The 13,206-nt window shown below is 42.6% G+C and carries 9 protein-coding genes; all 9 read right to left on the reverse strand.

Annotated features, from left to right (window positions below; genetic code table 11):
* Positions 1-44: 44 nt before the first annotated feature.
* Positions 45-605: an elongation factor P gene (efp, locus tag ACTW1R_RS10440; protein ID WP_005229668.1), complete on the reverse strand. Its 561-nt coding sequence runs from the start codon at positions 603-605 to the stop codon at positions 45-47.
* 74 nt (positions 606-679) lie between these two features.
* Entirely contained in the window at positions 680-1,618 is a 939-nt protein-coding gene (locus ACTW1R_RS10445) for a cation diffusion facilitator family transporter (protein ID WP_118215485.1), read from the reverse strand.
* A gap of 103 nt (positions 1,619-1,721) precedes the next feature.
* Entirely contained in the window at positions 1,722-2,291 is a 570-nt protein-coding gene (locus ACTW1R_RS10450) for a DUF2179 domain-containing protein (RefSeq protein WP_118215459.1), read from the reverse strand.
* 363 nt (positions 2,292-2,654) lie between these two features.
* Entirely contained in the window at positions 2,655-5,645 is a 2,991-nt protein-coding gene (locus tag ACTW1R_RS10455; protein WP_271814526.1) for a WxL domain-containing protein, read from the reverse strand.
* A 424-nt stretch (positions 5,646-6,069) separates the two neighbouring features.
* Complete coding sequence (locus ACTW1R_RS10460; protein ID WP_118215457.1) at positions 6,070-6,831, reverse strand: hypothetical protein; 762 nt, start codon at positions 6,829-6,831, stop codon at positions 6,070-6,072.
* 81 nt (positions 6,832-6,912) lie between these two features.
* On the reverse strand, positions 6,913-9,366 hold the full coding sequence (locus ACTW1R_RS10465) for a glycogen/starch/alpha-glucan phosphorylase (RefSeq protein ID WP_489927273.1): 2,454 nt from the start codon (positions 9,364-9,366) through the stop codon (positions 6,913-6,915).
* Between the two features lie 117 nt (positions 9,367-9,483).
* Complete coding sequence (gene glgA / locus ACTW1R_RS10470; RefSeq protein ID WP_123834414.1) at positions 9,484-10,917, reverse strand: glycogen synthase GlgA; 1,434 nt, start codon at positions 10,915-10,917, stop codon at positions 9,484-9,486.
* Positions 10,914-12,065 (reverse strand): glucose-1-phosphate adenylyltransferase subunit GlgD, encoded by a 1,152-nt coding sequence (gene glgD, locus ACTW1R_RS10475; protein ID WP_271814523.1) that lies wholly within the window; start codon positions 12,063-12,065, stop codon positions 10,914-10,916. The genes glgA and glgD overlap by 4 nt, the downstream gene beginning before the upstream one ends.
* Positions 12,055-13,197 (reverse strand): glucose-1-phosphate adenylyltransferase, encoded by a 1,143-nt coding sequence (locus ACTW1R_RS10480; protein ID WP_016610807.1) that lies wholly within the window; start codon positions 13,195-13,197, stop codon positions 12,055-12,057. The genes glgD and ACTW1R_RS10480 overlap by 11 nt, the downstream gene beginning before the upstream one ends.
* Between the last annotated feature and the right edge of the window lie 9 nt (positions 13,198-13,206).

Below are 13,206 nucleotides of genomic sequence, written 5' to 3' on the forward strand. Positions count from 1 at the left end.
CAACAAGAGCAAAGAAAAAACCGCGAACAAGTCGCGGTTTTTTGCTATTTTGCACGTTTTAAATAGGTACCTTCAGCTGTATTGATTTCTAGCATTTCGCCTTCTTCAACAAAGTCAGGAACATTGACAACTAAGCCAGTTTCCATCGTTGCTGGCTTACCAGAACCAGTCACGGTTGCCCCTTTGATCGATGGCTGTGTTTCAACAACTTTCAAGATTACGCTTGAAGGTAATTGCACGCCGATCACTTCGCTGCCGAAGAATTGGATTTTTACTTCCATGTTTTCTAGGATGAACTTCATTTCTTCTTCAACCACTTCAACTGGAATTTCATATTGTTCATAGGTTTCCAGATCCATAAAGAATGCGGTATCGTCCATTGTATATAGGTATTGTACAGCTTTCGTATCGATATGCGCTTTTTCAAATTTTTCTTCTGGGCGGAAGGTTGTATCGTAAGTAGAACCAGTCCGAACGTCACGTAATTTCATACGCATAACCGTATTTCCTTTACCTGGTTTGTGGTGGCTGGCATCTAATACTTTGATAAGTTTGCCGTCTTGAACAAACGTCATTCCAGCTCTTAAGTCACTTGCATTGATCATAATTTTGAAATCTCCTTCACTATGTGATAATCCTTGTCTATTGTATCAAAAAAAACAGCTTTATTCTAGCTAAATCAGTGGGAAGGTCGCACAAGTTTGCGCCGCTTCTCCATGTAGTGAGGATCGTACTCATCCGTTTCAATATAAATATAGACTTTTTTATCTGCCATTTGATGTCGAATCTCGGCTTCGATCTCATTAATGATTTCATAGCCGACCTCTTCTTGTTTTGCGGCAATATCGACTTTCGCTGCAATCAAAATTTCTGCTGGCCCTAAATGGACTGTTTTAACATCGATCAAGCGATCAACATCGGGACGTTCAAACGCTTGCTTGATCACCGCTAAATCACGTTTGGTAACACTTTCCCCAATCAGTAGACTATAAAACTCGCGGGCTAAGAAGATCGCTGCAACCATCAATAAAAGACCAATCAATAAGCCGCTGAAGGCATCAAAAAATGCGTTCCCGGTAATCATTGTTAAAACCGTTCCGATCAGTGCGATCATTAGACCGATCACCGCACAAAAGTCTTCTGTGAAAATGATCAAGATCTCACTATGCCGACTTTCCTTCAAAAAACGATAGATTGGTTGACGTTCGACGTTTAGCTCGCGGATCTCCTTGATCGCGATCCACAACGAACTTCCTTCAACGACCATCCCGAAAATCAAGATAGCGATCACTAACCAAGTATTGCCGACTTCATGGGCGGGATGCAGCAGCTTTTCCACTGCTTCCATCACGCCTAGTGCGCCCCCACCAAAGAAGAGCATCATCGCAACGATCGTGCTGAAAAAATATTTCGCCCGACCTTCACCAAACTGATGCAGCTCACTTTGTCCCTTTGTTGCCCGTTTATCACCGATCAATAAAAAGATCTGATTGCTGCAATCCACGACACTATGAATGCTTTCATTCAGCATGGCCGCACTACCGCTCAAGGCATAACCGACAAACTTACTGATCGCCACCAAAATATTTGAGATCAATGCAGCGATGACCGCCATCATACCATTTGCTTTCTTTTCCACACCTAACGCTTCCTCTCATCAATAAACTCCCTGCTTCTGATGCAGCTATTCTTCACGAATGGATCAAGCCGCCTCTAGTTCCTCAATCAACAGGTGCTTGCTTTTTCAACTTCGCCTCTCTACGGGTGATTTTTTTGGTCCAAAAACCGCCCGAGATATACTTGGGTTCATAGCTGATGATAAACGCTCGCTCTTCCACCGCTTTGATCGTTTGATAGAGCTTTTTCTCACTTTTTCTTTGGGAAAGAATCTCTAAAATCAGTCGCGGGCCTTCCAAACCTTCACCAAAGCTTTGTGTCACACCATAGCCCTCTTGTCGCAAAATCTTCGGCAAACTCTTTTCTTCATCCGTATTACTAGGTAGGATCACTGTGACCATTGTATAGCCCAGAGCCAGCTTATCTTCGATTTTGATCCCGATGCTGACTCCTGCAGCATAGCCTAGTGCATAAAATAAGAGATTCAGCGGGTTATCCAAACGATCCAATACCATAGATAAGCCTAAAATATAGATCGTGATTTCGATCATACTCACTAATGGGGCAATCACGCGATACCCTTTCATTGTCAATAAAAATCGCAGTGTGTTCAATGTAACATAGGCGAGATTGATAAAGAAAATCATCGCCAGCATTTGTAGATCAACTTCCATCTTTGATTCCCCCTTATTCTTAGCATATCAAAAGGCAAGCGAAAATTAAAATATTTGAGCAGGATTTAATTACTAAAATAGCTAAATAAAATTTATGCTGGAGAAGACACAGTGCTCAGGTGATTTTGTTGAGGACTACCATGTTATGATTTTGCTCATCGATACACTACCTGTGGTTTCACTCACTTCTATTGATTGAAAAGCGTATCCGCCAAAGTGGGAAAAGTAGTGTCAACCACTACTCGTTTGTTTCAGACAAAAAAGAAGTCCAATGGCAAATGGACTTCTTTTTGTCTGATCAACTTTTACAGTGTTCGATCATATTCACGATTGCAGAACATGCTTACTTGTTTTTCAAAGGGGTTATTCGTCAGCGCCAGGTACGAAACTCAACTCCCAATGGATGGTTCCTTGATAACTTGTCGCTTGCGGCCTCGCGCCAATAGGGATTTCCAGTTCGACACTTTTTTGCATGGTATGCTCGTTTCCATAGCGTTGAATCCAAGTTCCCGCCCCTTGCTTTTCATTGGCACGTGCAATCACTTGATTTTGCGGTCCCAGCTCAATTGCTTCAAAGTAGTCTGGTGCTTCAGAGTGATTTTCTCTAGAGGTAACCATTTCAATATTATTCAAATGCACACTCGCTCCTTTTAAGTGGTGCTTAAACGCATCCGTACTAACGAACCCTTCCTCTGATAATCGGGCACTCAAGGTCCAGCCCGTTTGAAGAAATCGACGATCGGAGACCTGAATATAGTTTGGTCGTTCGGTTGATTCATGATCATCCACTAAAGAAATTCGTTGCGGACGTGCCGGATAGCGGCTTGTCGACGAGCGAATCGGTACTGTACCAAAATCGAATTGTGAAACAAAGTCTATACTGACAAACCCGCGATTTTCTGGTATCAAGGGCGGATTTTCGGGTACAATCGGTTGATCAGGATCCAAGGGATCTTTTGGGTCTACGTCACCAATGGGTTCCACAGTGGTTGATGCTTCTGCCCATTTACCATCAAGAAATGCCTGCGCGGTGACCACTTCACCTTGTGTAAAATACTGGAAAGGTTCTAAATCAGATAGATCAAGTAAATACTGCCCGTTTTCATCCGCTTGGGTGTGAAAATACCCGCTATTGCCGGCACTATCGACTGTCGTTTCAAGCGTCGGTTCTGGCATCAGCCCCTCTCTTTGGAATCGAAGGTAGCTACCAGGATTGGCGGTTCCCGAAATCGTAGAAGCATTAGGTAAGGTTCTATCTTCTGTCAAAGGATCGATGGTCACCGTGACGTCTGGTATTTTCTCAAACAATAGCCGTTGCGAACGAGAAGCAAACTGCGAAGCAAACCCGCGACTTGTTTCCTCATTCAGCGAAGACACATTGGTCACATTGGTATTGGTTCCTGAAATCGCCGCCGTCATGGACAGAATCGGTTGCCACTGAAAATCAACTGTCTCTCCTGTATTTCCATGCCGCCACTGGCGAATCGCCTGATTCTTTGCAGTGATTCCTCCCCCTTCAATTAGACCATTTGTGGTGGTCGTTATCGGGCGGGTTCTTTGTAAATTGACGCGCTTGGCGTCATCGATCGTCATTCTTGCGGGATTGTTAGCTCCGCTAAAGAAAATCAAGCGTTGCCCAGCATTCAAGCTGTCTGAACGAATATCTAAAGTAGCATCTTTGCCCACGTGGAGATTGCCCGTCGTGCCAGAAAAATTGAAAACATTTGCGCTTGTATTTTGATTTGTTGCTTCAACCTCTAAGGTACTGCTTTCTTCTAAAGTTACATGAGTATTGGTACTGAAAGAAAATATATGACTAAGTGACGTTCGGTTTGCAGCAGTAACCGATAAGCGACTATTTTCCATTAAGCGAATATCATGGGGCGTGCCTGATGTGATGACTGCTGGGCTGTTGTTTTGTGTATTTAATACCAATTCCGCGCCTTTTCCTAATTCGAGGCGACCATTACCGGTGAAAAAGCGAATATTGGCACCTCCTGCTTCACCACCTGAACCGTTGGCATTTAAGGATAGTCGGGCATTATCCCCTAATACGAGACGCGCATTCGTATTAAAAAAATCAAGATTTCCTGAGCTGATCGTCGACATTTCGACGTTTGCTCCCTCACGAAGCTCTATTTGGTTGATTTCAAAATTGGCTTGGGTGTTCGAGTGAATCGTCCAAGAAGCATTGAAGTCTGATGTATATCTAGGCGTTTGATGCGAAACCGAATGTCCAGAAAAGCTGGCTCGAGAGTGCAATCCGTAAAACAACTGATTGCCAGTATGGTTGAGATTGTGGTATCGAATGATTGAACGCTGCTGATTTGTCATGTTCAAATCATTGTATTCAATTGCTCCCCAAAAGTTTCCATGGTAGAGTTCCAAATTTTGCAAGGTAATGTCCCATGGGGAATCAGGATTGACACTCGAATCGCGGAAACAGATCGCTACGGCTCTAAGATCCATCTGATATTTGTCGAGACCATCGATGATTAACGTTCTTGAAACTCTCGAGGCATTGATATAAACATAGGCTAATCCGCCATTAGGATTGGCGCTGCTGCTCCAGCCGTCAATTCCCGTAATACCTAAACGAGGATTATCGTTCGTTTGAAAACTGGCTGTCAAATAAATATAATTGACCGTCGGATCGACCATTGCAGCCATAAATTCGACCCAGTTGGCAACCCCTCTCTTTTTTACGTCGTCGCCTAAAAGATAAAGATTGCCAGGATCAGACGTTGATGCCTCAGGAAGCTGGCTTTCTTTTTCCTTCTCTTCTGGTACTTGATCCTCTTGATCCAATTGATCAGTGGAGTCACTCGAATCAGTTTGCTCATCCTCATGTGTATCCGTAGGGTTTGTCTCCGATGCTTTCTTTATTTCAAGTATTATCATTGATTCTGCTACTTCAAATGGAAACGACCCTGCTGTATCAACTATCAATGGAACCAAAAAATCACTTCTAGGAGTATCGGTCGTTAGTTTCCAACCATTCTCTTCAGCGGTTGGCGTCATTTTGACTCCCTTTGGCAACTCCTCTTCAGCAATAACCGCAGATTGCGGCAATCGGATCGCAATTTCACTAATGGGACGATCCGTACGAAACGCAACCAGTAGCAGTTCTCCTATAGTCCCGGCTTTCGTTGATTCATCAAAATTAATGGCAACTCTTTCTTCAGTCTCTTGCTCTCGTATGGGATCGAAGGGTTCACTCGCAACCGTTTCTTCCTCCAGTTGCGCAGCAAAAAAAACGTTTGAAGAAAACACACTCATGGTTGAGAAAAAGTAGAGTCCTCCAAGTAAGCCAATAATGATGGTGAAATAAACCTTTCTCTTTTTCTTGTTCATTTGTTGATGCCCACCTTTCAGCGTATCTTTCCCTTGAAATCGATCATGGATCAGTCCTTTCCAAAGAGCAGCTTTAGCCATCAGGACGCTTGCTTCCCTTTTTCAATTACGGCTGATTAGAAAACCACTGATCTCCCACCGTTTGACTTGCTATCGATTTTAAATGACAAAAGTAATCACCAATTAAAATAACAAACATTATAAATAACGTTAGTTTTGATCGTTTCACTTTATTTTATAGTCCACGCTATGGCTTAGTAAAATCAGAATATTCCTCACTCGGTGAAATTCATACTTCAAATGAACCAACTTGTGAATCTGTTTTCTCAAGCACACAAAAAAAACAGCTAGATGTTAGCCATCTAGCTGAAATCATTCATCGTTAAGATCAACGGACCACTTCTATTAAGAGAAACTGTCACTGCTATTTAGAACGAAAATAGCCATTTGAAGATTCTTCTTGTTGATCGTCTTCAATCATTCCTTTTAATGATCGATCTAAAACGGACCGCTTTTTCTCACCATTTTTTTTATTGCTGGCTCGAAACTCGCTGCGTGTCATCCCAACAGAGGGGTGGCGATTGAATTTTTTGACGGTTGGATCATTTTCTTCTTTGACTTGATAAGCTGCTGGTTCAGTATCAAACAACAAATAACTTTCTTGTTTTTTTGCCATTGCATCCATCAAATCGTTCGGCGTAATTTCAGGTTTTTGCTCATCGGGAATAATCGATGCAGGAATATATTTAGGCACGAAGTAAGAGCGCCCCGAATATTCTTTTTTCGATGAAACAGGAACCTCAGCTTTTTCCTTCTTACTGGTCACTTGATAAGAAGAATGGTTCGCCTCTTTGCCAAAAAAATTGGTTTTTCCTGTTGGCATCTGCTCTTTCACTGGACGTTTTCCGTACTGAGGCAAGTTGGCACGGTGATTGGCAAGCTCTTCTTTTTGACGAACATTATGCCCCCGATCCCGTTGGCTGGACTGCACTTTGCGCTGCAAAGATTGATTTTCTTCCTTGTGAGAATGACTCACGGGATCTTTGATTTCGGTTAAAATCCAATCATCTGCTTTACTGAATGCGGGGCGATGCTCGGATTGCAGCTTCACACCATCTGTATCATCATAAGCAGGAAAACGGAAGTGTTTTCGTTTCACATCTAAATAATTTGCCACTGTACTCATCCTCTTACATGCATTTTTTTCATCATACCATAAATTAAGGAGAATTTCACGAAAGACTACACCATTTCAGATGAGGACACTTCAGCTAAATTCAGCTGGAGGCACCGTCTCAGTCAAGCTTGCTGCATTCGGTTCTTTGACATGGGCAAATAATGGATCGATCTGCCAAATATCTGCAGCATAATTTCGCACCGTTTCATCTGCCGAAAATTTGCCTGCATTCGCAATATTCATTAGGCTGACTTTACGCCAACGTTGCGTATCCTGATAGGCACTATCTACCCGATGCTGCGCGTCACAATAGGCATGAAAATCCTTTAATAAAAAGTATTCATCATTGTATTTCAAAAGGGAATCAAAGATTTCCCGACCTTCAACTTGAATATTCGGGATCGTCCCATCAATAAAGGCATTGACCACCCGTTGCAAGACTGGATCTGACTCATAGTAGGTGTAAGCAGAATAATTATGCTGGGCGTAATACTGATACACTTCTTCTTCCGTCAACCCAAAGATCGCAATGTTTTCATCACCGATCGCATCTCGAATCTCAATATTGGCACCATCTAAAGTCGCGATCGTTACTGCCCCATTTAGCATCAACTTCATATTGCTTGTCCCTGACGCTTCTTTAGAGGCCAATGAGATTTGTTCACTGACATCCGCTGCTGGAATGATTTTTTCTGCTAATGAAACGTTGTAATTTTCTAAAAATATAACCTTGATTTTATCATTGATGGTTTCATCATGATTGATCAGATTCGCCACTTCATTGATGACTTTAATGATCGATTTTGCGTAGTGATAGCTTGGTGCTGCTTTGGCACCAAAAATAAAGACTCTTGGATGAAACGCTGCAGTCGGATCGTCTTTGACCTCAAAGTAGAGCTTCAAGATATGCATTAGATTCAGCAGTTGTCGTTTGTACGCATGCAGGCGTTTGATCTGCACATCAAAAATTGCCGTTGGATCTACTGTAATGCCCGTTGCTTTTTGAATGTACTTTGCCAGTGCACACTTGTTACTCATTTTTGCGTCGGCAATTTGTTGCAGAACGTTTTCGTCATCATAATAATTTTTGAGCAGCTGCAGATCCAAGGGGTCATTGCGCCAACTCGTACCGATCGACTGATCCAGTACTTTGGCTAATGGTTGATTGGCTAGCTGAAGCCAACGCCGTTGTGCGATGCCGTTGGTCTTATTGTTGAAACGGGCAGGATAAATGAGATAGAAGTCATGGAGTACCACTGATTTTAGTAAATCAGAATGGAGCTTGGCTACCCCATTGACACTATGGCTGCCGATGATGGCTAGATGTGCCATATGGACTTGATCATCAATAATGATTCGCGTCCGATCCAGTAAGGCTTGCGGATGGACCCCTTGCATTCCTTCGACAAAGCGCCGATCAATTTCTTTGATGATCTGATCCATTCTCGGCAATACTTCTTCAATCATGCGAACTGGCCATTTTTCTAAGGCTTCCGCCATGATCGTATGGTTCGTATAACTCATGACTTTCACGGTGATCGACCACGCTTGTTCCCAAGCAAGGCCTTCTTCATCAACTAAAATACGCATCAGTTCTGGGACACAAAGCGCTGGGTGCGTGTCGTTGATATGGATTGCTACTCGTTCACTGAGCATCGATAAAGGCAGATTCGATTTTTTATAATAGCGAATGATACTCTGAATGCCTGCAGAAACAAAAAAGTATTCTTGCATCAATCGTGTGCGTTTGCCGATCTCGTTTGAGTCATCTGGATATAAAACAGCAGTCAAATTTTCTAAGGCTTGCCGTGATTCCAATGTCGCATAATGCGCCTCATCTTCAGCAGGCACTTCGACACTCCACAAGCGCAGTGTGTTGATGTGTTGGTTCTGATAACCAACCATCGCGGTGTCGTACGGAACTGCCCGCCAGGTAAAGCCGCCTTCATAGACTGGTGCTAGCTTTCCGTCCTCTCCCGTAACAAGATAGACCTGCCCACCAAATTGAATAGGCACCGCTTTGCTTTCTTTGCGGACTTCCCAGACATTCCCAGAGCGTAACCAATCATCTGGTAATTCTACTTGATGGCCGTCAATAAATTTTTGTTTAAATAATCCATAGCGATAGCGAATCCCGTTCCCATTTCCCGGCAAGCTTAATGAAGCCAGCGAATCCATAAAACAAGAGGCCAAACGACCGAGGCCCCCGTTTCCTAAAGCCATGTCTTTTTCTGTATCCGCAACCTCATCAAGGGAAACGCCTAACTCTTCAAAAACGGCTTCCGCTTGCTCCAACAGCTGCATATTCAACAAATTGCTTTTTAGCATTTTGCCAGGCAAAAATTCGATTGAAAAATAGTACGCTTGTTTTTGATCCTCCAGCAAGAGATTTTTTCTGGTTTGACGCCAGTCTTCTGAATACATTTGCTTCACCACATTGGCTAGTGCTTGAAACAATTCCTGCGGTGAAGCTTCATCCACTTCAATCGCAAAGAGTTCATGAACACTGATTTCTAGCAGTTCACGCAATCGTTCTTTTGTCATAGGGTTACACTCCTTTTTGCATTCAATTTATAAAAAAGAAGAATCCTTGCCGCCAAAATTGCTAGTCATACAACTAGCAGTTCTGTTGCAGACAAGGATTCTTCTGTCTTAAAACAATCAAACTTTGATAGTATTATACAACTGGATATAAAGATCGGAACTTTGATTCCAGCTGAAATCTTTTTCCATTGCTTGCTTGACCAATACGTTCCACGTTGCCTGATCAGATTGATACAATTCGATCCCTTGCTTCAAGGCATTCATCAAGTAAAAAGGTGAAAACTCTTGAAAGCCAAAGCCGGTACCTTGTTTCGTGATCGGATTATAGGAATCTACCGTATCTTTCAAGCCACCGATTTCGTGAACGACCGGTAATGTACCATAGCGCATCGCGATCATCTGTGACAGTCCGCATGGTTCGAAGGCGGAAGGCATCAAGAAAAGATCCGCTGCTGCGTATAACTTTTGCGCCAATGCAATATCAAAAGAAATCGCGGCAGCACATTTGTCAGGATATTTCTGAGCAAAATAGCGAAAGCCTTCTTCAAAATCATGTTCGCCAGTCCCTAGTAAGATGAACTGAACATCAAATTGCAAGAGATTTTCCATTTCTTCAAGGACCAAATGGAATCCTTTTTGAGTGGTCAAACGGCTAACAACAGAAATCAATGGGACATCTTTACGGGTAGGCAAACCAAATTGTTCTTGTAACGCTCGCTTGTTTTTAGCTTTTCCTGATAAATCCTCGACACTGAAAGGATAGTCCAAATGAGGATCGGTTTCTGGATCGTTCATTTCGTAATCAATTCCGTTTAAAATGCCGCTGAGTTTGCCGCTTTCCATACGTAAAATCACTTCAAGCCCACAGCCAAACTCAGAGGTTTTGATTTCTTCACTATAGGAAGGACTGACCGTCGTGATGCGATCCGCATACAAGATTCCTGCTTTCATAAAGTTCAAGCAATCGTTTAAACGTAGTGTGCCATCATCGTATCTCTCAGTCCCCATACCAAAAAGATCTGGTAAAATATCGCGACTATACCACCCTTGAAACCCAATGTTATGGATCGTCAAAACGGTGCGTATGTTTTGATACGCTTGAATCCAATGATATTTCTCTTTGATCAAGAAGGGAATCATCGCCGTATGGTAATCATTGACATGCACGATGTCTGGAATAAATTCAATGCGTTCCATCATTTCGATCACGGCTAATTGGAAGAAAGCAAAGCGTTCCCCATCATCATAAAAATCATAGAGGCGTTCGCGACCAAAATAATAGAGATTGTCTATGAAATAATAGGTCACAGAGCCTAGAACTAATTTTTTGATCCCACAATATTGCTTGCGCCAGCCAACCGCCACTTCAAAGGAAAAACAATCTTCCATTTGCTCCTGGTATTCAGCAGGCATTTTCGTGAAATAGGGTAAGACGACAATCGTCTCGACGCCTTTTTTGACCAATTCTTTTGGCAATGCCCCTGCAACATCCCCTAATCCGCCTGTTTTAAAAAATGGGGCGCATTCCGCTGCTGTAAACAGAACCTTCATGCGCTTGCCCCTCCAAGAACGTCTTGGGTCACATGAGAATTTTTCTTAATGACGATTGGCGTTTCTTTGGTCCCTTGCACTTTAACACCTTCTGCGATGGTCACATTTTTATCTAGGATCGCATAAGAGACTTCGGCACCTGCTTTGATCTCATTATTTCCGAAGATGATCGCTCCTTTGACTTTTGCTTCAGGATGGATCTTCGTGCGGCGGGCAACGAGTGACTGTTCGACCGTTCCTTCCACGATGCAGCCAGAAGCAAAGTGGCTATTTTTCACGTCAGATGTTTCCGAATAATACGTTGGCACTTCGTTTTTTAGTTTGGTATAGATCTTTTGATTCGAATAAAGCAACGACGTAAATTTATGCACATCGAGCATATCCATATTTGTTTGATAGTAAGAAGAGATGTCATAAATGTTACTTAAGTAACCAGTGTATTCATATAGACCTGTATTTTCAACAGCGATCATTTCTCGTAAAAATTGACCGAGGTCTGCCGTTGCGCCAACTTTTTGCCCCTCTTTTAGCGCAGCGATCAGACGATCTGTTTGAATGATAAAAATATCCGTACATAAGTTGACAAGGTCACTGACCTCACCTTTTTTCGCTTGGATCGCTTCTTCTAAGTGACCTTCACTGTCTACATTGAACAACAGATCACTTTCGCAAACATTGTCACTGCTAATGCGTTTGTACACGACGGTCATTTCATTGCCTTGTAGCTGATGGATTTTCAACAAGGCACGCAAATCAATGTTGCATAAGACTTTGCTGCCCATAAATACGGTATGATCCGATTTGGATTTTTCCAAATAGTCGATGACATTATAATAATACTCTTGTCCTTCTGCTTGCTTTTTCAATGAGTCTTGGAACAGGTGAATAAAGAAACGGTTTTGTACGCCGTCCAAGTTCCACTCTTTTCCGCCACCGATATGATCGAAGACCGACTGCGTTTCTCCTTCATTGAAAATCATATAGACTTGTTTGATATTGGCATTTTCGATACTTGAAAGATTAAAATCTAACAAGCGATATTTGCAGTCAAACAATAAGGTCGACAGCGGACGGTTTTCTGTTAATGGCATCAAGTCTTGGTATCGTTGCAGATTCCCTAAAATCGCACACATTTTATTAGTTCTCATCAATCGTCACCCCTAAAATTTCAGAATAGCCGACTACGGCAATTTCGTCTGTTCCATCGATCTCTGCATCGTCACCAATCACTGCATTTTCCCCAACGATCACTCGGTTTAATTTAACATTTCTACCGATCACCGCTCCAGGCATGATCACGCTGTCCTTGATCGTCGATCCTTCTTTCACCTGCACATTTTCTGATAAAATACTGTGCTCGATTTCCCCTGCAACATAACAGCCATCCATCACGAGAGAGTTTCTCGCAGCCCCAGTCTCAGTCACAAAATGTGGTGGTGCGATTGGGTTTTTAGAAAATACTTGCCAACTTTTATCCCGAATATTCAACTCCATTGCTGGATCAATAAATTCCATATTGGCTTCCCACAATGAATCGATCGTTCCTACGTCTTTCCAATAGCCAGAGAAGCGATAGGCAAAAACGTTGTCGCCGCTTTCGAGATAAGAAGGAATGACATGTTTCCCAAAATCGACCATTTCGCCGTCTTTTGTATAGTTACTCAACAGCATACTGCGCAGACGACTCCAATCGAAAATATAGATCCCCATTGAAGCGAGATTGCTTTTTGGTTCGGCTGGTTTTTCATCAAATTCGATGATACGGTCATTTTTATCGGTGTTCATGATTCCGAAACGCGAGGCATCTTTCATCGGTACTTCGAGAACTGCAACCGTCAATGAAGCATCATTTTCTTTGTGTTTTTCCAGCATTTCTTCATAATCCATTTTGTAGATATGGTCCCCTGATAAAATCAAGACATATTGCGGGTCCATCTCATCGATATAAGCGATGTTTTGATAGATCGCATGGGCGGTTCCTTCAAACCATTTTTCGCCTTCTGAATTTGAATATGGCTGTAAGATCGTTACACCGGTACTAATTCCATCCAATCCCCAGCTTGCACCATTTCCGATATGGTTGTTTAGTGCTAATGGCTGGTACTGAGTGACAACACCCACATTTTTGATTCCTGAATTGACACAATTACTCAACGTGAAATCGATGATCCGATATCTGCCACCAAATGGAACCGCTGGTTTAGCAATATTCTTTGTTAATTTTCCTAATCGAGTCCCTTGTCCCCCTGCGAGGATCATTGCTAACATTTCTGTTTTCATTTTGTTTGG

The sequence above is a fragment of the Enterococcus sp. R12 genome (assembly GCF_058135755.1).